Raw genomic sequence first — 23,635 nt, forward strand, 5'->3', positions numbered from 1 at the left:
ATGGGTGTGTCAGCGATTTGCGCGAAGGCGTCACGATGGCAGAATCAGAAAATTCGAACGCTCGCATTCTTGTCGGCGAATGCTTTTGCCGCGCCGTGCGCTTCGAGGTGGCCGACGCATTCGCCTATGCGATGAACTGCCACTGCTCGAACTGCCGGCGCACCACCGGTGCCGCCTTCAAGCCCTTCGCCGGCATCCGGCAAGACAGGCTTCGTATTGTCAGGGGTGGCGACCTCCGGATGATTTTCGGCGACGACACCACCCATGACGCGCATTGTGGCCGCTGCGGCTCGCTGCTCTATTCCCGGGTCCGAGAAGGAGAGTGGGTCCACGTCGCCATGGGAACCCTGGTCGATGCCCCCTCCATCCGGCCGAGCGCCCATATTTTCGTCGGCTCGAAGGCGCCCTGGCATGAAATTACGGACGACCTGCCGCAATATCGGGAGCACATCGGGGTTGTCTGACGGAACCCGGTCCGCACCGCCGTCCGTTGGCGAACCGCGACAGCGCTGGCGCGACAAACAAGAGAGGTCGTACGGCCTGCCGCCGGGGTCCGCTTCGTGACCTCCATCACAAGCGCCGGCGGAGGATGTTGCTAAAGCGGTCCCAAAGGGCCGGACGGCCCGGAACCATCGGAAGTCGTGTCATGCGCAGCTTGTTCAGACTTTGTCCGCTTTTCGTCGCCCTCGGCCTGATGTTCGGCGCCGGGCCGGCTGTTGCCGGAAAGCGCGTGGCGCTGGTGCTGGCCAATTCGGCCTATCAGCACGCGCCCTCGCTCGCCAATCCTGTCAATGACGGGTCGGTGATGGCCAAGACCCTGAAGGAGGCCGGCTTCGACGTCGTCGACTCCCGGCACGATCTGTCGGCGCTGGAGACACGGCGCGTGCTGCGCGACTTCGCCGACGCGACCCGCGACGCCGAAATCGCCGTGGTCTACTACGCCGGCCACGGCATCGAGGTGGAGGGCTCGAACTATCTGATCCCGGTGGATGCCAAGCTCGAGCGGGACACCGACGTCTTTGACGAGGCGCTCTCCCTCGACCGTGTCCTGGTCGCGGTCGAGCCCGCCAAGCAATTGCGTCTGGTGATCCTCGATGCCTGCCGCGACAATCCGTTCAGCAAGCGGATGAAGCGCACGGTCGCTTCGCGCGGCATCGGCCGCGGCCTCGCCCAGGTCGAGCCGTCCAGCCCAAACACGCTGATCGCCTATTCGGCCAAGGCCGGCTTCACCGCGCAGGACGGCGACGGTGCCAACAGCCCGTTCACCATCGCGCTGTCGAAGCATCTGACGACGCCGGGCCTCGACGTCCGCCGCGCCTTCGGATTCGTGCGCGACGATGTGCTGAAGTCGACCGGCAACAAGCAGGAGCCGTTCGTCTATGGCTCGCTTGGTGGCGAGGACGTGCCGCTGGTGCCGGTCAAGCTGGCGCCGGCAGCGCCCGTAGCCAATCCCCAGGCCGATATCCGCCGCGACTACGAGCTCGCGCTCCAGGTCGGCAACCGGCCGGCGTGGGAAGCCTTCCTTGCCCAGCATCCCGACGGGTTCTATGCGAGCCTTGCCAAGCTCCAGCTCGAGAAGATCGGCGCGGAGCAGGCGCATGCGGCGGCGATCGCGAAAGCGAAGCAGGCCGAGGCCGAGCGCGACCGCCTTGCTGCGCTCGGCGCGCAGAAGGATGCGCAAGCCAAGGCCGCGGCCGATGCGAAGGCCGCCGAGCAGGCGCAGCTTGCCGCGCAGAAGGCCAAGGAGCAGGCCCAGCAGCAGGCCGCCGCCGCCGAGCAACAGCGCGTCAACCTCGCCGCCACGGCGCCGGGCGTTGCGCCGGGCAACACCACGAGCGCTGCCGGCACCAACGTCGCCGCGCTCAGCCCGACGACCGCGCCGGCCGATCTCAACCGCTCGGTGCAGAGCGAGCTCGGCCGCGTCGGCTGCTTCTCCGGGCAGGCCGACGGCAATTGGAATACGTCCTCGCAGCGGTCGCTGTCGCAGTTCAACCGCTATGCCGGCACCAAGCTCGACGTGAAGGTGGCGAGCACCGACGCGCTCGATGCGGTCAAGGCCAAGCCGTCGCGGGTCTGCCCGCTGGTCTGCGAGCACGGTTTCAAGGCCGAAGGCGACAAGTGCACCAGGATCGTTTGCGGCAACGGCTATGTCCTGAACGACGACAATGAATGCGAGAAGAAGCGCGCGGCCAAGCCGGCGTCAAAGCCCGCGACCTCGCGTCGCGACGACGGCGAGGACCGCCCCGCACGGCAGCGGGCCGGTGCTGGAGCGGGCGGCTACGGTGCAGCCGCGGCGGCTGGCGCGGGCCGTGCCTCGAGCGGCAGTGGTCAGATCTTTTGCAACGCTCTGCTCTGCCGGCCGGTCAGGCCCGGTTGCCGCCTCGTTTATCGCGGCGGCGGCGGCCCCCACGTCGACGCCAATGTCGAGGTCTGCAACTGAAATGGCACGGCTTTCCTGACCACTCGAACAATAACCTAAAGCGCGATGACGCTTCATCCTGATCGCATCGCGCTTTAGCTCAGTTCTTCCGCTCGGCCACGAAACGCGCGGCGGCCTGCAAAATTGCGGCGCGGTCGCCGAAGATCGAGACGGCGCTGTCGGCGCGCGCGAGCAGGTCGCGCACGCGCTGCTTGGCGCCTTCGATCCCGAGCTGGGTCACGAAGGTGGTCTTGCCGAGCGCGGCATCGGCGCCGGCCGGCTTGCCGAGCGCGGCCGCATCGCCCTCGACGTCGAGCAGATCGTCGGCGATCTGGAAGGCTTCGCCGAGCGCGCGGCCGTAATCGTCGAGCGCCTGATATTCCGCCTTCGAGGCCTGGCCGAGGATCGCGCCGGCAATGCAGCCGTAGCGCAAGAGCGCGCCGGTCTTCATCTGCTGGATACGGGCGACATCGATCGGCTCGTTGCCGCCAAAGCGGCCTTCGCCGGCGAGATCGAGGATCTGGCCACCGACCATGCCGCCGATGCCGGCGCAGCGCGCCAGTGCACGCGTCAAGAGCAGCCGCACATTGGCGTCGCGATGGACCTCGTCGCGGGTGATGATGTCGAAGGCGAGCGTCAGGAGGCCGTCGCCGGCGAGGATCGCGGTGGCGTCGTCGGTTTGCTTGTGCAGGGTGGGGCGGCCGCGGCGCAGGTCCGAATTGTCCATGGCCGGCAGGTCGTCATGGATCAGCGAGTAGCAATGGATGCATTCGAGCGCGGCGCCCACGAGCAGGGCCGCCTCCCGCGGCACGCCGAACACGGCGGCGCTCTCGACCACCAGGAACGGCCGCAGGCGCTTGCCGCCGTTGAGGCTCGAATAGCGCATTGCGTCCATCAGTCGCTTGGGCCGGGCGATTTCGTCATGCAGGATGTCGTCCGACAGCAGGCGCCCGAGCAGGGCTTCGGTGTCATCAGCGGTCTTGTCCAGACGTTTGGCGAAATCGGACGGGGACGTGCCGGTCATCAAGAAGGGCTCCAGAACTAAAATTCGGCGGGACAATCCTTTATGCGCCCGCGCCAGTCAATCGTTTGGAAGGCCTAAAAAGTGCTGGAAAAGGCCCGAATTATCACAGACTTAATGCTCCAGCCCGTGGCCGCTCGTCAGTTCGTGCCGGAAAGGTCGATTTGCGCATCGTCAAAATCCTGCTGGTGGTGCTCGCGCTCGTGGTCCTCGCGCCCTATGTGATCGCGCCGTTCTACCGCACCGGCCACCCAGTTTCGACGCTGATGGCCTGGCGCAGCCTGCGGGGCGCGCCGATGCAGCGGGAGTGGATCGATCTCGCTGATATGTCGCCCTCTCTGCCGCGCGCGGTGGTGGCGGCCGAGGATGCCCATTTCTGCAAGCATCACGGCATCGATTGGGGGGCGCTGCGCGAGGCGATCGACGACGCCAGGGAGGACGGCACCGCCTTCCGGGGCGCCTCCACCATCACCCAGCAGGTCGCGAAGAACCTGTTCCTGTGGCAGGGGCGCGACTTCGTTCGCAAGGCGCTCGAATTCCCGCTGGCGCTTTGGATCGACCTCGTCTTGCCCAAGCAGCGGATTCTCGAAATCTACCTCAACATCGCCGAGCTCGGCCCGCAGGGGCAGTTCGGGGTCGAGGCGGCCAGCGCCTATGCCTTCGGCAAATCGGCCGAAAGCCTCTCGCCCCGCGAGGCGGCGCTTCTGGCCTCGATCCTGCCGAATCCGGTCAAGCGCAGCGCCCGGACCCCGGGACCGGGCGTCCGGCGGCTGGCAGCCACCTATATGGCGCGGGGGCAGGCGAGCTCGCTTGCGACCTGTTGGCGGGAAAATCGCTGATTTTTGGCCCGTTCCGGGCGCATTTTCCGGCCCAAGAGCCTAGCTTTACGGCCAGCCTTCCTCTATAAGCGCGGCCTTGATCGGCATTCAGCTCGCCTCGTTATTTGCGGGTGCTGAGCCGTCCCTTCGCGGACGATGCCCTGATGACACCAATCCCTAGAGGATACTGAAATGGCCGTTCCGAGAAGAAAAACCTCGCCGTCGCGCCGTGGCATGCGCCGCTCGGCGGACGCCATCAAGAAGCCGACCTATGTGGAAGACAAGGACTCCGGCGAGCTCCGTCGTCCGCACCATCTCGACCTCAAGACCGGCATGTACAAGGGCCGCCAGGTCCTGAAGAAGAAAGAGTCCTGAAGCCAGGATCTTTCTCGGGCGGGAGATCGGACCCGCCCGATTCGGCCAACCCATGAGATAGACGGTGATGGCGGCGGAGCGGATGCTTCGCCGCTGCATTGTTCTGTCCGGATATCTTGATCGAGAAGGCATCAAGCCGATGGTCGGTTTCCCGCTGCTCCTGATTCCGCTCGCGGTCTACAACATCATCGCCTTCCTGATGCCGACCGTGTCCTTCACGGACGTGCTGTTCAAGGTGCCTATGGTGTCCGGAGAGGTCTGGCCGGTCACGCTCGCCGATCTCCTGCTCGCGCTCGGCATCGTTCTGCTGCTGCTCGAGGTGGTCAAGGGTGCGCGGCCGGGCTCGAAATTCCTGATGGATCATTTGCTGTCGCTGATCATCTTCGGCGCGGCCGCTGCCGAATTCGTGATGTGGCCCAAATTCGGCAACTCCACCTTCTTTCTGCTGGTGCTGCTGGCGATGGCGGACTTCTTCGCTGGCATCGCCCAGCGCACGCGCCGCCGCGTCACCTATGTCGCCGAGACCACGGTGCCGGCCCCTCGTAAGGCCAAGCGCAGGGCCGAAGCGCCGGCGGAAGACGTGGAGTCCGAGCGCAAGTTCGAGCCGGTGATCGCGCCGCAGCCGGCGCCGGCCGCACCTACCGCGCAATGGGTCGCCGAGTCCGTGCTGATGGATCACCCGGCGCCCAAGCCCGTGCAGGGCGCCCCCTCGCCGGAAATTCCCTCGCCGCAGCTGCAGCCGGGGAACGGCACGCCGTCTTCCGACACGCCGCCGCGCTGATTTCTCTGAATTGGCTCGCATCTCACCGCCGCGGCAGTGTGCTCCCTTGCCCCGTTCTTACGGGGAGTGGGTTGGGGTGAGGGGCCTCTCTCCGCGGATGCGATAGCCGCGGGACCTGTACCCCCTCACCCGGATCGCACCGGACGATGCTTCGCATCGCCGAGGCGATCCGACCTCTCCCCGCAAGCGGCGAGAGGTAAGAAGCGCGCTCTCACTTCAATCAATCTTAAGCTACCTGACGCGTGCGCGCGCTGACGGTTCCGAGCGGGCGCTTGCTGCCATAGGCCATCAGCGCATCCTCGGAGGAGGCGCGGCGGAGCCGGCTCGTTTGCGGCAGCTGCTCGGCATTGGCGATCAATTGTGTGACGAAGCTCGGATCGGGGCGGGGCAGGGGCACCTTATGGACCCACCGCAACGTCGGCATCAGCGGCACCAAGGCCGTGCCTGTGCCGTTGTCCGCCGCGTCCGATCGATCAGTACTCAACATCGCAATCACCGTTGATCCGGCGAGACTGTCGCGTTTCGAGACGCGGGGGCCGGCGCGAGTCCTGTACTCGCAAGGCCTATGCCGGCCGGGCCGGTTTGGTTCCGACGCCTTCGGAAACGTGGTTTCCAAATTGTTTATCAACTTTGCCTAGGTTCGGCAGCGAATCTGGCTCTATCCTGTGCCGGCTCAGGACTTCTCCACTGTCCCGAAACGAGGCGACTTTGACCCCTGGATTGCCGCAAGCCTCCGACATCCTGGCCGCGCTCGGTCAGGCCGTGTTCGCCTGGGACATCGCCAGCGATGCCATCGTCTGGGGTGAGCAGGTCAGCGCCGTATTCCCCGGCATTCCCGCCGAGCGGCTTTCGACCGGCGCCGAATTCGCCAAGCTGATCGAGCCCGCGCAAACGCTGCGGACGGCGGCGCTGGCACTGACGTCCCCGGTGCACGGCGCCGACGGCACCCCTTACCGAATCGAGTACGGCGTGCGCATGAGCGCCTCCGATCCCGTGATCTGGATCGAGGAGACCGGCCGCTGGTTCGCAGGTCCCGACGGCCGTCCCACGCGAGCGATCGGCTCCGTCCGCATCAACAATGAGCGCCACGCCCGCGACGAGGAATTGAGCAGGCTGGCCCGGCTCGATCCGCTGACCGGCGAGCTCAACCGCTCGCATCTGATCGCGGCGCTGGCCGAGGCGATCGAGGAGACGACGCGCTTCCGCTCGACAGCGGCCTTCATGCTGGTCGGCATCGATCATCTCGCCCGCGTCAACGATGCTTTCGGCTTCGACGTCGCCGACGCCGTGATCCTCGACGTCGCCAAGCGCATTCGCGCGCGCCTGCGCGGCGGCGACGTGCTGGGGCGCTTCTCCGGCAACAAGTTCGGCCTGATCCTGAAGAACTGCACCGTCGACGACATGAACGTGGCTGCGGAGCGCTTCCTCGCCGGCATCCGCGACGAGGTGGTGCCGACCAAATCCGGTCCGGTCTCGGTCACCGCGTCGATCGGCGCGGTCAGTCTGCCGCGCTATGCCCGCAACACCGACGAGGCCGTCAACCGCGCCCATGAGACGCTGGACGCCGCCAAGCGCCGCCGCTCCGGCTCGTTCGCGGCCTGGCGTCCGGATGCCGCGCGCGACGCACAGCGCCGCGTCAACATCCGCGTCACCGACGAGATCGTCACCGCGCTCAACGAGCGCCGCATCAGGCTCGCCTATGAGCCCGTCGTCTCGGCTGTCTCGCGCGAGCGCGCATTCCATGAATGCCTGGTGCGGATGGACCAGGGCGACGGCCAGGTGCTGCTCGCGCCCGACATCGTGCCGGTCGCCGAACGGCTCGGCCTGATCCGCCTGGTCGATCACCGCGTGCTCGAGCTCGTGGTCGCCGAGCTCGCGGCGGCGCCCGACGTCTGCCTCAGCCTCAACATCTCGCCGGATACGACCATGGATCCGGACTGGTGGGCGGGGATCGAATCGCTGATGCTGGCCCATCCCGGCGTCGCCGAGCGGCTGATCGTCGAGATCACCGAGACGGTCGCGATCCAGGACATCGACGACGTCCGCGCCTTCGTCAGCCGCCTCAAGCATTTCGGCAGCCGCATCGCCATCGACGATTTCGGCGCCGGCTACACCTCGTTCCGCAATTTGCGCAAGCTCGGCGTGGACATCGTCAAGATCGACGGCGCCTTCGTGCAGAACATCACCCATTCCGCCGACGACCGCGCCTTCGTGCAGACTCTGATCGATCTCGCTCGCCGCCTCGACATCAAGACCGTCGCCGAATGGGTGCAGGACGACGAAGCGGCAAACATGCTGCGTGACTGGGGCTGCGACTACATCCAGGGCCGCCTGATCGGGCTGGCTTCGGCGGAGCGCCCGTGGGGCCTGCCGTCGGATGCGCTGCCTGCGGCGGGCTGAGATGCTGTAGGGTGGGTTAGCCGAAGGCGTAACCCACCACTTTACTCTCCGCGTCGAGAGAGAAGCGGTGGATTACGCCTTCGGCTAATCCACCCTACAGACTACGAGATCTCCTCACGCTCCCTCGTCCAGCGCCACCAGCTCGCGCTTCTTGCGCAGCGACGGCAGCAGCGGCGCGATCAGCAGCACCAGGGCAAACACAAGGCACACTGCCGAGATCGGCCGCTGCACGAAGGTCCAGAGATCGCCCTGCGACAGGATCAGCGACTTGCGCAAATTGTTCTCCATCATCGGACCCAGCACGAAGGCCAGCACCAGTGGCGCCGGCTCGTAGCCGAGCTTGCGCATGAAATAGCCGATGATCCCGAACGCGATCATCACATAGACGTCGAACACGTTGTTGCTCGAGCAGTAGACGCCGAGGATCGTGAACAGGATGATCAGGGGGAACAGGATGTTGTAGGGCAGCTTGAGCAGCTGCACCCACATGCCGATCATCGGCAGGTTCAGGATCAGCAGCATGACGTTGCCGATATACATGCTGGCGACGATGCCCCAGAACAGGCCGGGGTTCTGCGTGATCATCAGCGGGCCCGGCTGCAGGCCGTGAATGACGAAGGCTCCGAGCAGCAGCGCCATCACCACGTTCGGCGGGATGCCGAGCGTCATCAGCGGAATGAAGGCGCCGCCGGCTGCGGCGTTGTTCGCCGATTCCGGGCCGGCGACGCCCTCGATCGCGCCGTGGCCGAACCTTTCAGGGGTCTTCGACAGCCGCTTCTCCAGCGCGTAGGACGCGAATGACGAGACCACGGCGCCGCCGCCCGGCAGGATGCCGAGGAAAAAGCCGAGGATGGTGCCGCGGCCGACCGGACCGGCGCTCGCCTTCCAGTCCTCCTTGCTCGGCAGGAGATGGGTGATCCTGGTGTTGATGACGTCGCGCTTGATCGCCTGCTCGGTGTTGAGCAGCACCTCGGCGACGCCGAACAGGCCCATCACCACGGGCACGAGGCCGATGCCGTCGATCAGCTCCATGCGGCCGAAGGTCAGTCGCGGCTGCGCGGTGATGCTGTCGAGCCCGATCAGCCCGAGCACGACACCGATGCACGCCATCAGCAGTGCCTTCGGCATCGATCCCTGGGTGAGGAAGGTGAGCACGACGAGGCCGAGCACCATCAGGCTGAAATACTCGGCCGGGCCGAAAGCAATGGCGAGGCTGGCGAGCTTCGGCGCCACCAACATCAAGGCGACCAGCGCAAAGGTGCCGGCAGCGAAGGAGCCGAACGCGGCGATGCCGAGCGCGGGGCCCGCACGGCCCTGCTTCGCCATTTGGTGGCCGTCGATGCAGGTGACGACGGAGGCCGCCTCGCCGGGGATGTTGACCAGGATCGAGGTGGTCGAGCCGCCATACATCGAGCCGTAATATATGCCGGCCATCATGATGATGCCGGATTCCGGCGTTCCCGACAGTGTCACCGGTAGCAGTAGCGACATCGCCGAGATCGGGCCGATGCCGGGCAGCACGCCGACCAGCGTGCCGATGAAGACGCCGATGAAGCAGTAGAGCAGGTTGACCGGCAGCAGCGCGACGCCGAATCCATGTGCCACGTTGACAAGCGTATCCATGGCGTCAGCCGATCCCGAACAGGCCTGACGGCAACTGGATCAACAGCAGCCGCTTGAGCACCCACCACATGCCCAATGGCACCAGCACCGCGATCGGAATCGCCAGCGTCCAGCGCACCGGATCGATCAGCCGCAACAGCAGCAGCATCAGCGGGATCGATGACAGCAGGAATCCCAGCGGCTCCAGCGCGAACGCGAATGCAGTGAGGCAGGCGATGAGGACAAGCGGCTTGCTCCAGCGCACGTTCTCCCAGCGCGAGGCCAGCGTCGGCCCACCCTCGGTGATTGCCGAGACGATGATCGCGCTCGCGAACACGCACATCAGGATGCCCGTGTAGAACAGCACATAGCCGGATCCGGGATCGTTGATGGTGCCGAGCCTGAGCTTCAAGCCCGACCAGACCACGAAGCCGCCGAGCGCGAGCCCGATCAGCCCGCCCCAGAGTTCGGAGTTGCTGAGGCGGAGCTTGACGTTGGTTGGATCGTTCATCGATTCTCTCTCGTGCCCCGGACGCAGCGCAGCATCGCAACTTGCGTTCACGCACGTCCTCGACGTGCTATGGCAGGTGCGCTGCAAAGCCGGGGCCAATGCGTGTGGGCGAAGAAGATGGGTCCCCGCTCTGCGCAGCAGCGTTGCACGCTGCAGCGCGTCCGGGACACAAGCAGCGCGGTCTTACTTCTTCGCGAGCCCGAGCGTCTCGATCACCTTGCGCTCGGACTCCGTGACCTCGACGATGAATTTCTTGTAATCCTCCGTGTTCTTGTAGTTCGGCACCATGTCGTATTTGGCCAGCGTCGCCACCACCGCAGGATCCTCGACCGCCTTCTTGAATGCGTCGTGCAGCTTGGCGACGATCTTGGGATCCATCCCTTTCGGTCCTGCAATGCCGAACGGGGAATCATAGACCATGGGATAGCCGAGCTCCTTCAGCGTCGGCACGTCGGGATAGTTCGGCGAGCGTGCGCCGGTCCACACCATCAGGAGCCGCAGCTTGCCGGCGTCGACCAGCGGCCGCCATCCCGTGGAATCAGCCTGCAGCATAGTGTGCTGTCCCAGCACGGCGGCGTTAGTCTCCGCGCCGCCCTTGAAAGGGACCTGGGTCAGCTTGATGCCGGACATCGCGGCGATCTGCTCCATGCCGATATGCAGCGAGGTGCCGGCGCCGGGCGTGGCATAGGTCACCTTGCCCGGATTCGCCTTTGCGAACTCCACCACGTCCTTCCAGCTCTTGAACTGCGATTCCGCGCTCGTGGTCACGCCGAAGGTGTAGCCGGTGAGATGGACGATATAGGTGAAATCCTTTGCCGGATCCCACGACACCTCCTGCATCAAGGGCAGGCGAAACACGGTGATCGGGATCTGTGAGATGGTATAGCCGTCCGGCTTCGCCGCCGCGGCCATCGTCGCCGGCCCGACCGTGCCGCTGCCGCCGGCCTTGTTGTCGATCACGATCGGCTGGCCCAGCACCTTCGAGGCGCTGTCGGCGATCGCGCGCATCGAGAGATCAGTCGATCCGCCGGCCGGCCAAGGCACGATCAACGTGATCGGCTTCGTTGGATAGTCCTGCGCATTGACCGCCGTGGAGAGCAATAAGCCCATGACGGCGTGCACCGCGGCAAATGCAATCGTCTTCAGCCCGTATCCCGACATCGAAAGCCTCCCTCGCGGCGGCCTCTCTGGGGGCGCCGTCTCTCGTTGCGAGGCGATTGTTCCTGAATTTGACGGAGAAGAAAAGCGTGTTGCGCGCATCGCTGTGCGGCCGTCGGTCAGCTAACGCCGACAGAGCCGACCTCTGCGACAATTCGTCGTTTGGCCGCGTGCCGAGAGGCGGAATTTGAGCGGCCGAAGCGGTCAGGCCACGCGCCGGACCGTGTTCAGCGTCTCGATGGTGCGGCCGACTTCCGAGGCGAGACACGGCTTGCCGAAATAATAGCCTTGGACCGCGGTGCAGCCGCATTCGCGGACGAAGTCGAGCTGTTCCTCGGTTTCCACGCCCTCCGCCGTGGTCTCGACGCCGAGCACGGAGCCGAGGCTCGCGATCGTTCTGACGATGGCAACGCTCTCCGGGCTTTCGCCGAGCGTTCCGACGAAGGAGCGATCGATCTTGATGCGGTCGAATGGAAACTTGCGCAGATAGCTCAGGGAGGAATAGCCGACCCCGAAATCGTCGAGGCTGACGCGCACCCCGAGTGCGCGGAGCTGGTGCAGGATGTCGATGGTCGCCTTGCTGTCGTCGAGCAGCGCCGTCTCCGTGACCTCGAGCTCGAGCCGCTGCGGCGGCAGGCCGGCTTCCGCAAGCGCGCTCGTGACCATCGCCACCAGGCCGCGGGAGCGGAATTGCACCGGAGACAGGTTCACCGCGACGGTGACGCCGGGCCAGGACGCGGCGGTGGCGCAGGCCGTGCGCAGCACCCATTCGCCGATCGGAACGATCAGCCCGTTCTCCTCCGCAATCGGGATGAACTCGGCCGGAGAGACGAAGCCGCGCGAGGGATGCTTCCAGCGCAGCAATGCCTCGAAGCCGGTGAGCTCGGAGGAATCGAGCCGCATCTGCGGTTGAAACACCAGGTGGAATTCACGCCCTTCCAGCGCGCCGACCAGGTCCTGCTCCAGCGCGTGCCGGCTGCGCGCCTGTTCCTCCATCTCGGGCTCGAACAACTGATAGGCTCCGCGCCCCTTGGCCTTGGCCTGGTAGAGCGCGAGGTCGGCGCATTTCATCAGCTCATCGGCATCGAGTCCGTGGTCGGGCGCGATCGCGATGCCGACGGAGACGCCGACATGGATCGACTGGCTTTCCAGCGGCGGCGGATGACCGATGATCTCGACCAGGCGGCGGGCGAGCGCCTCGGCCGATTGCGGCTGCGGCCCGCGCTGGAGCACGGCGAACTCGTCGCCGCCAAGCCGCGCGACGGTGTCGTGCTCGCCGACATTCTCCTTGAGGCGCGCCGCGACCCAGCGCAGCAGGCGGTCGCCGGCGGCGTGGCCGAGGCGGTCGTTGACGGTCTTGAAGTTGTCGAGGTCGAAGCACAGCACGGCCATGGCGCCGCCGGCGATCGCGACCTGGTTCAGCCCCTCGCCCATCTTCTCGCGGAACAGCGTGCGGTTGGGCAGGTCGGTGAGCGAATCGTGCCGCGCCATGTGCGCCACCCGGGCCTGGGCCTTGTGGCGCTCGGTGACGTCCTCATAGGTCACGACCCAGCCACCATGCTCCATCCGCTTGTGGTTGAGCTTGATGATGCGGCCGTCGTTCAAATGGCGGTGCAGCGTGTGCTCGCCCTCGCGCAGCCTCTCGACGTAGTCGGCATAGAGCTTGGCGCCGGTCATGTTCGGATGGATGCCGAGCTCGCAGGCGTGCTCCATGATGTCGCGCATCGAGACGCCTGGCTTCACGGTCTCCGGCGACAATCCATACATCTCGATGTAGCGGCGGTTGCAGACGATCACGCGCAGGCTGGCGTCGAGCATGCACAGGCCCTGGCTCATGTTGTTCAGGGCAGCGTCGAACCGGCGGTACTGCTCGCTCAGCTCCTCGATCGCACGCTCGCGCTCGGTAATGTCCTCATAGGTGGCGACGAAGCCGCCTTCGGCCAGCGCGCAATAGCGCACCGAGATCACCGTGTCGTTCGACATGCGCCGGCGCATCGGCGAGGAATCACGGCTTGCGATCCGCGCGCGGACGGCTTTGAGGATCTGCTGCGGGCTGTATTCCGGGGAGAACGCGCCGTTCGCCATGGATCGCTCGATCAGCTCGGCGAGGTGTGTGCCGGGGCGGGTCTCCTCCGGCGACAACAGGTAGATCTTGAGGTAGGTGGAGTTGCAGACCCGAAGCCGCATGTCGCTGTCGAAGAAGGCGAGCCCGTGGGCCATGTTCTCCAGCGCCGCATCGAGGATGAAATTCTGCTGCCGCAGCGTTTCCTCGTATTGCAGCCGCTCCGTGACGTCCTCGTGCACCGTCACCCAGCCGCCGTCGGGAAGAAAGCGGGAGACCGCCTGCACCATCCGTCCGTCGTAGCGCATCACCAGCAGCGTCTTCGGCTTCCTAGTGCGCACGTCCTCCAGCCGGTTCTGGTAGAATTCGTCGCCCGACATGCCCGGCAGGTTGCCGCGCGACATCCAGTGCTCGATCACCGTGGAATGCGCGACGCCCGGCTTCACGATCTCGGGGTCGAGGTTGTAGAGCTTCAGGAACCGTTCGTTGCAAACGACGACACGGCTGTCGACGTCGTACATGATCAGTCCGTGCGACATGTTGGCGAGCGCGTGCTGGCTGCGCTCGGTCTGCACGCGCAGTTCCGCTTCGAGCCGGGCGAGGCGGGTGACGTCATCGCAGATCGTCATCCAGCCGCCGCCGGGGAGCGGCTTCAGCTCGAGCGACATGACGAGGCCGCTCGCCAGCATTTGCTCGGTGCGGAACGGCTTGCCCGCGGCGATCTGCGCCATCCGCCTCGAATACAACGCGTCGAGCTGGTCTTGCGGAAAGTTGCCGCGGCTTGCGCTGTGCGCGAGCACCTCGCGATAGCTGGTGCCGATCCGCACGATTTCGGCCGACATGTCGAACAGTCTGAGATAGCGCTGGTTCGTCAGCACGATCCGGTTGTCGGCATCGTAGACGCAGACGCCCTGTTCCATGTGGTCGAGCGCAAGCTGGCTCAGCGCGACGAGGGCGCCTGGGCCCTGCTCACGGCCTGTACCAAGCTCGCTCTCGCGGGTCGACATCATGGGGTCGGCGGGGCCTCGGCCAGCAATAGACTGAATGCAGCCTAATTCAGCCGCCGAGGCTAGCGAACAGGCCGGAAAATTCCCTTAAGCGCCGTAGTTTACGGAGGATGACCGGCGATGGTGAGCGCACGCGTAAACGGCCCGCTGCCAAGGCGATAGGCCGTAGCTCCGGACGAGCGCGGCGATATTCCCGCTCCGCTCGTACAGATTTACAGCGCCGGGCGTTGCTCTACGGCCCGTACAGCACGAGCTCCGTATCGGTGAGGTCGCCGAGCTGTGGCTGGTGCGGGCCCCTGAAGTATTTCCGGCCGCGCCGCTCGGTGTAGATGCCGACGAGGCCGGGAACCGGACCGTTGGCATCGACGGCCACCGCGATCTTGCCGAGCCGCAGCAGCAGCCGTCCGATGCGGCCGGCGCATTCGGCAAATTCTGCGGTGCTCCGGCAATAGATCAGCTTCATGGCGGGCGGTGCGATGAAACCGCGGCGGATGCGCACCGGTTGCAGGATGAAGGGGAAGGTTCCCTTCGGCGTGCGGCATACCAGACTGAGGCAATTGTAACGCGCATGTCGCGTCAAAAGCTCGGTCTCCGCCTCGGAAAGCCCCTTGATCTCCTTGGCGTGCGGCGGAATGACCTCGATCTCGTTCCAGCGCGGGACGCGCGCTAGCGCAGGGACCGAGAAGAATATGCCGCGGCAATAGGCGCGAAAGCCCTGCGTCTCGATGATTGGCCAGGTCCACTGCGCCGGGCTGATGTTGAAATAAGTGACGTGCTTGTGCCGCTGGGCGATCTTGGTCAGCAGCGGCGCGTAGTTGCGGTAGGCCGGGTCGACATACCAGCTCGACAAATTGCACCGGATGGCGGTCTCGTCGCCCTCCTTGCGTTCGCTGTAGATCAAGAGCAGCACGCCGACGGGCGTGCCGTCGTCGTCGAGCATGTAGCCGAAGCGCGGATAGCCCTCCGGCGCGGCCCGGAAGGCCTGCCGGCGCAGACCCTGGATCCAGTAGTCGCGTGAACGGCCGACGAAGCCGCGCGTCAGCAAGTCCGCGATCTTATCGACGTCGGACTCGGTGATCTCGCGGCATCGGACCTTGGTATGGATCACGCTCGTCTTGCCCGTGGAAATGGTCGGCCTCGTGAGGTCTATCGTTTCAGCATGATCTTCTCGGAAAACCGCTCCGCACTTTTCCGGATCATGCTCTAGCGCCAACCTTCGCCATGGGCCTCGGCCGCGACAGGCGGCTGCAGGCTCAGGACGTCCCGCACCTTGGCGGGCCAGGCGGAAAGATCGGTGCCGTGGGTGTGGAACATGGCGACGGCCAGGCGGTCCATGCCGAAGGCAACGCAGCCGGTGTGCGCCGGCTCGCCGTCGGCGTCCTGGATTCCCCAGGTCGTACCGAAATGCTCGCGGTGATAGTTGAAGCTCATGCACGCCGTCGGCTGCTCTTCCGAGCGCAGCGGGATGAGCAGCTCGAACTTGAGCTGCTGCTGCTTCTGGCTCACCGCTTTCATCTGGCCAACGCGGCCGAAGAACGGATCGCTGGCATAGTCGACGCGGAAGGTGAGGCCGAGATCGGTCGCGATCTTCTGCGCGCGCACCATCCAGCGCTCGCGGAAATCGGCGACGTCGTCGGGGCTGCCGATGCAGACATATTCGCGCATGCGGAACGATTGCAGCCGGTCGAGATGCTTCGACGGCTCGCGGCGGAAGCAATCCGCGGCAACGTCGAAGCGCAGGCCACCCTTCGGCAATTGGCCGCGGCTCGCCGCGATCGGATAGACCGGATAGCAGGCGGCCGGCGACAGCACGAGATCGGCCGGCGACAGCGAAGTCGTCCAGTCGCCGCCGGCATCGAAGCGGCTCACTGCGGCGTTGATCTCGCGTTCGGTGCCGTGCAGGCCGCAGACGCAGCCGAGCAGGTTCGGAAAGCTCTTGAGATAGCCGGACTTCTCCAGCTGGGATCGGCTCATCACCGGCGGGAAGCGCATCACCTCGGTGCCGGCCTCGCGATGAACGGTGATCAGCGCGGCGAGCTTCTCGACGATGCCCTCATAGAGGGCGGTGCGGGCATAGACGCCATCGGCGCCCATGCGGTGGAACAGCTGGTCGGCGAGATGATCGAGCGGATCGATCATTTGCGGCGCGGTGGTGGGCGAGTCGGGGAGGACGGCAATATTCATGGTTCGATGTCCTGCTATCTCAAAATTGTTCTTGTTGAATCGGTCGCGGAGGTACGTCAGTCGCGAAGGCTCGCCGGCACCCCGCTCATCAATGTCGACGTCGCGGCATTGGCCAGGATCCGGTCGTTGTTGATCATGATCGGCGACGACAGCACGTCGCGGAGGTGGCGGCCCATGGTGAACTCGCCGTCGTTGCGATAGCCGGCAAGTCCCGCGGTGCGCATCGCATGCATCACGGTCTCGACCGCGAGCTCGGAGGCCTGCACCTTCAAGAGCGTGATCGAGGACTGGAAGTCGAGCGAGCTCAGAGCACGCTCGTCGTGCTCGACGCGGGCGAAAGCGTCGATATTGGCTGATATCAGCGCGCGCAGCTTGGCCAGCGACATCTTGGCGGCGGTGAAGTGCGCCGCGGCCGGGGGCATCTGTCCGCCGGACGAGCGGGCCGCCTTGCGGATGAAGGCCTGCGCGCGCGTCACCGCCGCAGCGGCGATGCCGGCCCAGGCCGACGACCAGCACAGATGCGCGAATGGCGTCATGGTCTGGGCGTGGATCTTGTCATAGGATTCCGGGAAGATGCGGTCGGCGGGGCAGTCGACCTTCAGCTCGAACCCGGTCGAGCAGGTGCCGCGCATGCCGAGCGTTTCCCAGCCCAGCGTCCGCTTCAGCGAATAATCGTCCTTGGCGAGCGCCAGCAGCACCTGGTCGGAGGCGGCGGCTTCGGTGGCGCGGCGGGCGATGGTGACGAGGCCATCGGCTTCGGCGCCGTAGGAGATCACGGTGGCGTCGCGCACCAGCGAGACGGTATCGCCGGCATGGTCGACCGCAGCCGCGCTGGCGCGGATGTTGCCGCCGTTCTGGCCTTCGGTGGTGGAGGAGGCGAGCAGCCACTGGTCGCGGGCGACCCGGCGCATCATGGTCTCCATCCAGGGGATGCCATGGCCGTGCCTGATGACGCAGGCGACCTTGGTCTGGTGCATCGCGTAGATCATCGCCGTGGACGCGCAGGCGCGTCCGAGCGTGTAGCAGATGTCGGTGACGTCATGGATCGAGGCGCCGAAGCCGCCGAACTCGACCGGAATCATCACGCCGAGCAGCTTCTGCTCGCGTGCGACGTCGAAAGCCCGGTGCGGGAAGCGGGCGTCGCGATCGACCTCGTCGGCGTCGGCCGCGGCCGCTGCGGCGGTCCGGGCGGCGCGCTCGATCAGGGAGGGACCCTGCTCGAGAAAGCTCGTCTGCATTTCGTCGACAGTGAGGACTGCTTCACGCACGTTCATGCTCGTCCGCCTCCGGTTTGCCGTTCGAGATCGCCGGCATCATTCGCGATGCCGCTTGAGGCGATCCTCCAGCCATCTTTGCTTGTGAGACGAGGCTACGGATTTAATTCAAATTCGTCGATGAAATAGAGGGTAAACAAAACCCAATTCCGAACGAACAGTTAAGGTCCGGTTGTTCGCATCGCCGGATTTTCTGGTATCGCGTTAGGACTCTGGAAGAAGGTTGGATTTCCGACAATCTGAGTCATCGTTTACTAAGAAACGCGAAGTATTGGTGTCGCCCATTGCAGGACCGGCAGCCCGCACCCATCGTAGCCGGCAGTCCGGTCCGACCCCGATAGACAGATGGGAATTTGCCGATGCAGGCCTTTGATACCGTTTTGCGCAATCGCATCATCAAGCTGGTGAAGGGCATCCTCGAACAGAATTCGCTCACCGCGAACGTTACGCCTTCGGCCAAGCTCGTCGATATCGGCCTGACCTCGATGGACATGGTCAATCTCATGCTCGGCGTCGAGGCCGAATTCGACTTCACCATTCCGCAGTCCGAGATCACGCCGGAGAATTTCCAGTCCGTCGAGACGCTGGAGCGGATGGTCGCGATGCAGCTCCAGCCGGCGACCGCGGCTTAACAGGGGCGCATCTCCCCCCGTTCCAAATCCGCCGCAAAACTGGCATAGCTTAACCATGTCACATTCGGCGGACAGGGTGGAGCAGGCATGACGCAGGCGGTATTGGGCATCATCGGCGGCTCGGGCATCTATGACCTGCCCGGCTTAGAGGGTGCGCGCGAAGAGGTGATCGAGAGCCCCTGGGGCGAGCCGTCGGCTCCTTTAAGGCGTGGCTCCATCGCCGGCCTGCCGATCGTGTTCCTGCCCCGGCATGACAAGGGGCACCGGCTGTCCCCCTCCGACATCAATTATCGCGCCAACATCGACGTGCTGAAGCGCGCCGGCGTCACCGATTTGATCTCGCTCTCGGCCTGCGGTTCCTTCAGGGAGGAACTGCCGCCCGGCACCTTCGTTCTCGTCGACCAGTTCGTCGACCGCACCCATAAGCGCGAGAGTTCGTTCTTCGGCCGCGGCTGCGTCGCGCATGTGTCGATGGCGCACCCGGTCTCGCCGCGGCTGCGCATCCATCTGGCGGCCGCCGCGGAAGCGGAAGGCATCGCGATCGCGCGCGGCGGCACTTATGTCTGCATGGAAGGGCCGCAATTCTCCACTTACGCGGAAAGCATGACGTACAAGACGCTGGGCTACTCGGTGATTGGCATGACCAATATGCCCGAAGCCAAGCTCGCCCGTGAGGCGGAGATCTGTTACGCCACCGTCGCCATGGTGACGGATTTCGATTGCTGGCATCCCGACCACGATGCGGTCACCGTGCAGGACATCATCCGCGTGCTGAATTCGAACGCCGACAAGGCGAAGTTGCTGGTGGCGCGGCTGGCCAGGGACTTTCCGCGCGAGCACGAGCCGTGTCCGATCGGATCGGACCGTGCGCTCGACACCGCGCTGATCACGGCACCCGAGGCGCGCGATCCCGAGCTCCTGAAGAAGCTCGATGCGGTGGCCGGGCGCATCCTGCGAGCGTGAGACGCAAGAAGAACGAAAAGGCAGAATGCCATGAAAGTCGACGGCAAGCATTTCCGCAGCATCTGGCGCGAGCGCGACGGCTGGTCGGTCGGCGCGATCGATCAGCGCCGGCTGCCGCATGAATTCGTCATTGCGCGGCTGACTTCGTGTGAAGATGCGGCCGTTGCTATACGCGACATGCTTGTGCGCGGCGCGCCGCTGATCGGCGCCACCGCCGCCTACGGCATGGCGCTCGCGATGCGCGAGGACGCTTCCGACGCCGGGCTGCAACGCGCTTATGACACGCTGGTCGTGGCGCGGCCGACCGCGATCAACCTGAAGTGGGCGCTGGACGAGATGCGCGCGGCGCTCGCGCCGATCGATCCGGTGGAACGGGCGGAAGCGGCCTATGGGCGCGCCGACGAGATCGCCGAGCAGGACGTCGAGATCAACCGCGGCATTGCCGACAACGGCCTGAAGCTGATCGAGGCCACCGCGGCGAAGAAGCCGGGCGAAGTCGTCAACGTGCTGACCCATTGCAACGCCGGCTGGCTCGCCACCGTCGATTGGGGCACGGCGACGGCGCCGATCTATCTTGCGCATGAGCGCGGCATCAAGATCCATGTCTGGGTCGACGAGACCCGTCCGCGCAACCAGGGCGCCTCGCTCACGGCCTGGGAGCTTGGCCATCACGGCGTGCCGCACACGGTGATCCCGGACAATACCGGCGGGCACCTGATGCAGCACGGCATGGTCGATCTCGCCATCGTCGGCACCGACCGCGTCGCCGCCAATGGCGACGTCTGCAACAAGATCGGCACTTACCTGAAGGCGCTTGCCGCGCATGACAACGGTGTGCCGTTCTACGTCGCGCTGCCGTCGCCGACGATCGATTTCGCCGTCCATGACGGCATCCGCGACATCCCGATCGAACAGCGCAGCGGCGTGGAGGTCACCGACATGACCGGCCGCACCGCGGACGGCCGGCTGGAGACGGTACGCATCGTGCCCGAAAACTCGCCGGTCGCGAATTACGCCTTCGACGTGACGCCGGCGCGGCTCGTCACCGGTCTCATCACCGAGCGCGGCGTGCTGAAGCCGGATCGCGCCGCGCTGGCGTCGGCATTTCCGGAGCGGATCTCTACGGCGGCGAAGTAGATTTGGTTGGGCGATATCTCGCCACAACCGTCATTGCGAGCGCAGCGAAGCAATCCAGACTCCCTCCGCGGAAAGACTCTGGATTGCTTCGCTGCGCTCGCAATGACGGCGTATGTCGAACTACCCCAGCTTCAGCCCCGTCGCCGTCTCCAGCTCCGCGATCGCCTGCGCCCCGCTCGTCACCTTGATCGTGGTCATGCCCATCTGACGCGCCGGCTTCAGGTTGACGCCGAGATCGTCGAGATAGACGCAATTGTTCGGATCGACCTTCAGCGTCTCGACCATCATCTGGTAGATGCGTGGATCGGGTTTGCGCAGACCGATCTTGGCGGATTCGATGACGTGATCGAACAGCACCATGACTTCGGCGATGTAGAGAGAACGTCCCGTCATGCTGCCGATCGCGTTGGCCGGCAGATTGTTGGTGATGCAGCCGGTCTGGAATTGCGCCTTGATGCGCTTCAGGGCCTCGACCATCTCCGGGCGCAGATCGCCCTGCAGCAGCGGCAGCACGTCTCGGCCGCGCACCTCCGCACCGAGCGCGAGCGATTCGGCGGCGAACAATGCGTCGAACGTCTCGATGTCGACCTCGGCCCGCTCGAATTTGGCCCAGGCGTTTTCCAGATGATTGGCGGCGTTGGTGCGCCGGATGATATCGGCGGGCAGGCCGCGCTCGGTCTCGAACCGCGTGAACGCCTCGAAGGGCGAGCTCGTCAGCACGCCGCCGAAATCAAAGATCACCGCCTCGATCGCCAATGTCCTGCCCTCGTCAATTGCTTTCCAAGAGGGCTAGCATGCGCTATCGGCAAGAGCCAGTCCGAAGCAATCGCCCGCCTTCATCGATGCCGATGCGTGTTCCCATGAAGAAGCTCGCCACCCTCATCGCAGCTACGCTGCTGCTCGCTGCGCCCGCTCACGCCATCGTCGGCGGCGGCACGCCGCAGGCAGATGGCGTCGCCCGCGCCGTCGTCACCATCGTCGGCTCGCGCGGCAATTTCTGCACCGGCAGCCTGATCGCCCCGAGGCTGGTGTTGACGGTCGCCCATTGCGTGCAGCCGGGCGCGGATTACAAGGTGGTCGATCGCGGCGGCGACGGCCAGCCGCAATTGCTGAACGTGCGCACCGTCGCGATCCATCCGAACTTCAACATGCAGGCGATGCAGGCGCATCGCGCCACCGCCGACGTGGCGCTGCTGCAGTTGGAAATTCCACTGAAGGGAAAATCCACGGTGACGGTCGGCATGCCCACGATTCCAATTCAGGTCGGCAGTCGCTTCGTCGTCGCCGGCATCGGCGTCACGGTTCTCGGTGATGGCAAGAGCGGCGGCACCACGCGCGTGGCCGGCCTCGTTGCAACCGGGCAGCCCGGCACGCTGCAGATTCGTCTGGTCGATCCCGTAACCAACGGTGTTCGCGGCGGAATTGGCGCCTGCACCGGCGATTCCGGCGGCCCCGTGTTCGAGGACAGGTCGAACGGTCCCGTGCTCGTCGGCCTCATCAGCTGGTCGACAGGACCGAACGGCGCCGCCGGTTGCGGCGGCTTGACCGGCGTGACGCCGCTGACGCTCTATCGCGACTGGATCTTGCAGACCGCGCGGAGCTGGGGTGCGGCACTGTGATTTGACCGCGACTTGATCTATGTCATTTTGAAGCGGAGGCGCGGCGGGTGATCATGCCCGTCGCGGAGGAAACGCGCCGTCCAATCAAGGACGGCCACAAAGACAAGCAAGGCATAGAAGCAACAATGAATGTCGCTGTTCGCAGTCACGCCACGGCCAAACAGGCTTCTGAACATTTCGACGTGCTGATCGTCGGCGCCGGCATATCCGGCATCGGTAGCGCCTATCACATCCAGAAGCAGCTGCCGGGCACGAGCTACGTCATCCTGGAGACGCAGGAAACATTCGGCGGCACCTGGAGCACACATCGCTATCCCGGTATTCGCTCCGACAGCGATCTCCACACTTTCGGCTACAGCTTCAAGCCTTGGGTCGGCCCGCCGATTGCGACCGCCGAAGAGATCCTCTCCTATATGAAGGAGGTGATCGACGACAACGATATCGCGCGGCACATTCGCTACAAGCACAAGATCAATTCCGCGAGCTGGTCGAGCGAGCAGAATCTCTGGACCATCGACGCCGTGACGACCGACACCGGCGAGCCCAGGACCTTCACGGCGAACTTCCTCTGGATGTGCCAGGGCTATTATCGGCATTCCGAAGGCTACACGCCGGAATGGAAGGGCATGGACCGTTTCAAGGGCCGCATCGTCCATCCCCAGACCTGGCCCGACGATATCGACCTCACGAACAAGAAGGTCGTCGTGATCGGCTCGGGCGCAACCGCGGCAACACTGGTGCCGAACATCACCGACAAGTGCGCCCATGTCACCATGCTGCAGCGCTCGCCGACCTATTTCCGCCTCGGCCGCAACGCCATCGAGATCGCGGAAGAGCTGCGCCGGTTGCAGGTCGATGAAGCCTGGATCCACGAGATCGTGCGGCGCAAGATCCTGTTCGAGCAGGATGCGTTCACCAAGCTCTGCGTGTCCAAGCCCGAGCAGGTGAAGAAGGAGCTGATCGGCCAGATCAGCGCCGTGCTCGGTCCCGACTACGACGTCGAGACCCATTTCACGCCGAAATACCGGCCGTGGCGGCAGCGCATCGCCTTCGTGCCGGATGCCGATTTGTTCAAGGGCATCGCCAGCGGCAAGGCCTCCGTCGTCACCGACGAGATCGAATGCTTCGTCGAGAACGGCATCCAGCTCAAGTCCGGCAAGCTACTCGAGGCCGATGTCATCGTCACTGCGACCGGCTTCAATCTTGCCGCGCTCGGCGATATCGCCTTCGAGATCGACGGCAAGCCGCTCGCCTTCGGCGACACCGTCACCTATCGCGGCATGATGTTCACGGGCGTGCCGAACATGGTCTGGGTGTTCGGCTATTTCCGCGCCAGCTGGACGCTGCGCGTCGATCTCGTCGCCGATTTCGTTTGCCGGCTGCTCGGGCACATGAAGGCGAAGGGTGCAAAGAAGGTCGAGGTCAAGCTGCGACCTGAAGACCACAACATGCCGATCCTGCCCTGGATCGATCCGGAAAACTTCAACCCCGGCTACATGATGCGCAACATGAACCTGCTGCCCAAGCGCGGCGACAAGCCGGAATGGCAGCACAGCCAGGATTACTGGACCGAGAAGGACGAGATTCCGAAGACGGACCTGGACGACAAGGCTTTCGTCTACAGTTGACGATGCCGATGTAAGGCGAGGTTAGCGATCGCCACTGTCGTCCC

21 protein-coding genes are annotated in these 23,635 nt (G+C 65.1%); 11 read left to right on the plus strand and 10 right to left on the minus strand.

Annotation, left to right across the window (positions count from 1 at the left end):
• Positions 1-35 precede the first annotated feature (35 nt).
• Both XF30_RS05085 and XF30_RS05090 read left to right on the plus strand, forming a co-directional pair.
• Positions 36-464, plus strand: coding sequence for a GFA family protein (locus tag XF30_RS05085; protein ID WP_192893035.1), 429 nt, complete (start codon positions 36-38; stop codon positions 462-464).
• A 182-nt stretch (positions 465-646) separates the two neighbouring features.
• A complete protein-coding gene (locus XF30_RS05090; RefSeq protein ID WP_109142098.1) occupies positions 647-2,440 on the plus strand; it encodes a caspase family protein in 1,794 nt (597 codons plus the stop codon).
• A gap of 79 nt (positions 2,441-2,519) precedes the next feature.
• On the opposite strand, the gene XF30_RS05095 is transcribed toward XF30_RS05090, so the two are convergent.
• Positions 2,520-3,443 carry a polyprenyl synthetase family protein gene (locus XF30_RS05095; RefSeq protein ID WP_109142099.1) on the minus strand — a complete coding sequence of 308 codons (924 nt, stop codon included), beginning with the start codon at positions 3,441-3,443 and terminating at the stop codon, positions 2,520-2,522.
• Positions 3,444-3,604: 161 nt separating this feature from the next.
• Between XF30_RS05095 and mtgA the strand changes: the two genes are divergently transcribed.
• The 3 genes from mtgA (at position 3,605) to XF30_RS05110 (ending at position 5,414) form a co-directional block, all read left to right on the plus strand.
• On the plus strand, positions 3,605-4,279 hold the full coding sequence (gene mtgA / locus XF30_RS05100; protein WP_036002223.1) for a monofunctional biosynthetic peptidoglycan transglycosylase: 675 nt from the start codon (positions 3,605-3,607) through the stop codon (positions 4,277-4,279).
• Between the two features lie 171 nt (positions 4,280-4,450).
• On the plus strand, positions 4,451-4,633 hold the full coding sequence (rpmF, locus tag XF30_RS05105) for a 50S ribosomal protein L32 (protein WP_007598106.1): 183 nt from the start codon (positions 4,451-4,453) through the stop codon (positions 4,631-4,633).
• A 139-nt stretch (positions 4,634-4,772) separates the two neighbouring features.
• Positions 4,773-5,414, plus strand: coding sequence for a hypothetical protein (locus tag XF30_RS05110; protein ID WP_192893036.1), 642 nt, complete (start codon positions 4,773-4,775; stop codon positions 5,412-5,414).
• Positions 5,415-5,640: 226 nt separating this feature from the next.
• Here the strand turns inward: XF30_RS05110 and XF30_RS05120 are convergent, their stop codons facing one another.
• Positions 5,641-5,901 (minus strand): hypothetical protein, encoded by a 261-nt coding sequence (locus XF30_RS05120; protein WP_036002219.1) that lies wholly within the window; start codon positions 5,899-5,901, stop codon positions 5,641-5,643.
• 221 nt (positions 5,902-6,122) lie between these two features.
• Here XF30_RS05120 and XF30_RS05125 point away from each other — a divergent pair, with 221 nt between their 5' ends.
• Positions 6,123-7,814 carry a bifunctional diguanylate cyclase/phosphodiesterase gene (locus XF30_RS05125; protein ID WP_109142101.1) on the plus strand — a complete coding sequence of 564 codons (1,692 nt, stop codon included), beginning with the start codon at positions 6,123-6,125 and terminating at the stop codon, positions 7,812-7,814.
• A gap of 114 nt (positions 7,815-7,928) precedes the next feature.
• Here XF30_RS05125 and XF30_RS05130 read toward each other — a convergent pair whose 3' ends face one another.
• The 7 genes from XF30_RS05130 to XF30_RS05160 all read right to left on the minus strand — a co-directional run bounded on the left by XF30_RS05130 (position 7,929) and on the right by XF30_RS05160 (position 17,612).
• On the minus strand, positions 7,929-9,437 hold the full coding sequence (locus XF30_RS05130; protein ID WP_036002213.1) for a tripartite tricarboxylate transporter permease: 1,509 nt from the start codon (positions 9,435-9,437) through the stop codon (positions 7,929-7,931).
• A 4-nt stretch (positions 9,438-9,441) separates the two neighbouring features.
• Positions 9,442-9,927 (minus strand): tripartite tricarboxylate transporter TctB family protein, encoded by a 486-nt coding sequence (locus XF30_RS05135; RefSeq protein ID WP_109142102.1) that lies wholly within the window; start codon positions 9,925-9,927, stop codon positions 9,442-9,444.
• Between the two features lie 183 nt (positions 9,928-10,110).
• The gene (locus tag XF30_RS05140) at positions 10,111-11,088 is read right to left on the minus strand and encodes a tripartite tricarboxylate transporter substrate binding protein (protein ID WP_036023927.1); all 978 of its coding nucleotides are present in this window, start codon (positions 11,086-11,088) and stop codon (positions 10,111-10,113) included.
• A 201-nt stretch (positions 11,089-11,289) separates the two neighbouring features.
• On the minus strand, positions 11,290-14,157 hold the full coding sequence (locus XF30_RS05145) for a PAS-domain containing protein (RefSeq protein WP_109142103.1): 2,868 nt from the start codon (positions 14,155-14,157) through the stop codon (positions 11,290-11,292).
• A 229-nt stretch (positions 14,158-14,386) separates the two neighbouring features.
• On the minus strand, positions 14,387-15,262 hold the full coding sequence (locus XF30_RS05150) for a GNAT family N-acetyltransferase (RefSeq protein WP_109142104.1): 876 nt from the start codon (positions 15,260-15,262) through the stop codon (positions 14,387-14,389).
• 95 nt (positions 15,263-15,357) lie between these two features.
• On the minus strand, positions 15,358-16,338 hold the full coding sequence (locus XF30_RS05155) for an amino acid--[acyl-carrier-protein] ligase (RefSeq protein ID WP_109142105.1): 981 nt from the start codon (positions 16,336-16,338) through the stop codon (positions 15,358-15,360).
• A gap of 56 nt (positions 16,339-16,394) precedes the next feature.
• Complete coding sequence (locus XF30_RS05160; RefSeq protein ID WP_109142106.1) at positions 16,395-17,612, minus strand: acyl-CoA dehydrogenase family protein; 1,218 nt, start codon at positions 17,610-17,612, stop codon at positions 16,395-16,397.
• Positions 17,613-17,971: 359 nt separating this feature from the next.
• Here XF30_RS05160 and XF30_RS05165 point away from each other — a divergent pair, with 359 nt between their 5' ends.
• The 3 genes from XF30_RS05165 (at position 17,972) to mtnA (ending at position 20,344) form a co-directional block, all read left to right on the plus strand.
• Entirely contained in the window at positions 17,972-18,244 is a 273-nt protein-coding gene (locus XF30_RS05165; RefSeq protein WP_036002155.1) for a phosphopantetheine-binding protein, read from the plus strand.
• A gap of 87 nt (positions 18,245-18,331) precedes the next feature.
• The gene (locus XF30_RS05170) at positions 18,332-19,207 is read left to right on the plus strand and encodes an S-methyl-5'-thioadenosine phosphorylase (RefSeq protein WP_109142107.1); all 876 of its coding nucleotides are present in this window, start codon (positions 18,332-18,334) and stop codon (positions 19,205-19,207) included.
• A 30-nt stretch (positions 19,208-19,237) separates the two neighbouring features.
• Entirely contained in the window at positions 19,238-20,344 is a 1,107-nt protein-coding gene (gene mtnA / locus XF30_RS05175) for an S-methyl-5-thioribose-1-phosphate isomerase (RefSeq protein ID WP_109142108.1), read from the plus strand.
• Positions 20,345-20,464: 120 nt separating this feature from the next.
• Here mtnA and XF30_RS05180 read toward each other — a convergent pair whose 3' ends face one another.
• Positions 20,465-21,100, minus strand: coding sequence for an HAD-IA family hydrolase (locus XF30_RS05180; protein ID WP_192893037.1), 636 nt, complete (start codon positions 21,098-21,100; stop codon positions 20,465-20,467).
• A 104-nt stretch (positions 21,101-21,204) separates the two neighbouring features.
• Between XF30_RS05180 and XF30_RS05185 the strand changes: the two genes are divergently transcribed.
• Positions 21,205-21,963, plus strand: coding sequence for a S1 family peptidase (locus XF30_RS05185; RefSeq protein WP_036023917.1), 759 nt, complete (start codon positions 21,205-21,207; stop codon positions 21,961-21,963).
• A 125-nt stretch (positions 21,964-22,088) separates the two neighbouring features.
• Complete coding sequence (locus XF30_RS05190) at positions 22,089-23,591, plus strand: flavin-containing monooxygenase (protein ID WP_192893038.1); 1,503 nt, start codon at positions 22,089-22,091, stop codon at positions 23,589-23,591.
• Positions 23,592-23,635 lie beyond the last annotated feature (44 nt).

The sequence above is a fragment of the Bradyrhizobium sp. SUTN9-2 genome (genome assembly GCF_003122645.1).
In the GTDB taxonomy this organism is placed as follows: Bacteria; Pseudomonadota; Alphaproteobacteria; order Rhizobiales; family Xanthobacteraceae; genus Bradyrhizobium; species Bradyrhizobium yuanmingense.

What these genes read in the sequence shown, in the direction of transcription:
- XF30_RS05085 (WP_192893035.1), top strand. Translation starts at nt 36, where the DNA reads ATGGCAGAATCAGAAAATTCGAACGCTCGCATTCTTGTCGGCGAATGC.
- XF30_RS05090 (WP_109142098.1), top strand. Translation starts at nt 647, where the DNA reads ATGCGCAGCTTGTTCAGACTTTGTCCGCTTTTCGTCGCCCTCGGCCTG.
- XF30_RS05095 (WP_109142099.1), bottom strand. Translation starts at nt 3,443, where the DNA reads ATGACCGGCACGTCCCCGTCCGATTTCGCCAAACGTCTGGACAAGACC.
- rpmF (WP_007598106.1), top strand. Translation starts at nt 4,451, where the DNA reads ATGGCCGTTCCGAGAAGAAAAACCTCGCCGTCGCGCCGTGGCATGCGC.
- XF30_RS05110 (WP_192893036.1), top strand. Translation starts at nt 4,773, where the DNA reads ATGGTCGGTTTCCCGCTGCTCCTGATTCCGCTCGCGGTCTACAACATC.
- XF30_RS05120 (WP_036002219.1), bottom strand. Translation starts at nt 5,901, where the DNA reads ATGTTGAGTACTGATCGATCGGACGCGGCGGACAACGGCACAGGCACG.
- XF30_RS05130 (WP_036002213.1), bottom strand. Translation starts at nt 9,437, where the DNA reads ATGGATACGCTTGTCAACGTGGCACATGGATTCGGCGTCGCGCTGCTG.
- XF30_RS05135 (WP_109142102.1), bottom strand. Translation starts at nt 9,927, where the DNA reads ATGAACGATCCAACCAACGTCAAGCTCCGCCTCAGCAACTCCGAACTC.
- XF30_RS05140 (WP_036023927.1), bottom strand. Translation starts at nt 11,088, where the DNA reads ATGTCGGGATACGGGCTGAAGACGATTGCATTTGCCGCGGTGCACGCC.
- XF30_RS05145 (WP_109142103.1), bottom strand. Translation starts at nt 14,157, where the DNA reads ATGATGTCGACCCGCGAGAGCGAGCTTGGTACAGGCCGTGAGCAGGGC.
- XF30_RS05155 (WP_109142105.1), bottom strand. Translation starts at nt 16,338, where the DNA reads ATGAATATTGCCGTCCTCCCCGACTCGCCCACCACCGCGCCGCAAATG.
- XF30_RS05160 (WP_109142106.1), bottom strand. Translation starts at nt 17,612, where the DNA reads ATGAACGTGCGTGAAGCAGTCCTCACTGTCGACGAAATGCAGACGAGC.
- XF30_RS05165 (WP_036002155.1), top strand. Translation starts at nt 17,972, where the DNA reads ATGCAGGCCTTTGATACCGTTTTGCGCAATCGCATCATCAAGCTGGTG.
- XF30_RS05170 (WP_109142107.1), top strand. Translation starts at nt 18,332, where the DNA reads ATGACGCAGGCGGTATTGGGCATCATCGGCGGCTCGGGCATCTATGAC.
- mtnA (WP_109142108.1), top strand. Translation starts at nt 19,238, where the DNA reads ATGAAAGTCGACGGCAAGCATTTCCGCAGCATCTGGCGCGAGCGCGAC.
- XF30_RS05185 (WP_036023917.1), top strand. Translation starts at nt 21,205, where the DNA reads ATGAAGAAGCTCGCCACCCTCATCGCAGCTACGCTGCTGCTCGCTGCG.
- XF30_RS05190 (WP_192893038.1), top strand. Translation starts at nt 22,089, where the DNA reads ATGAATGTCGCTGTTCGCAGTCACGCCACGGCCAAACAGGCTTCTGAA.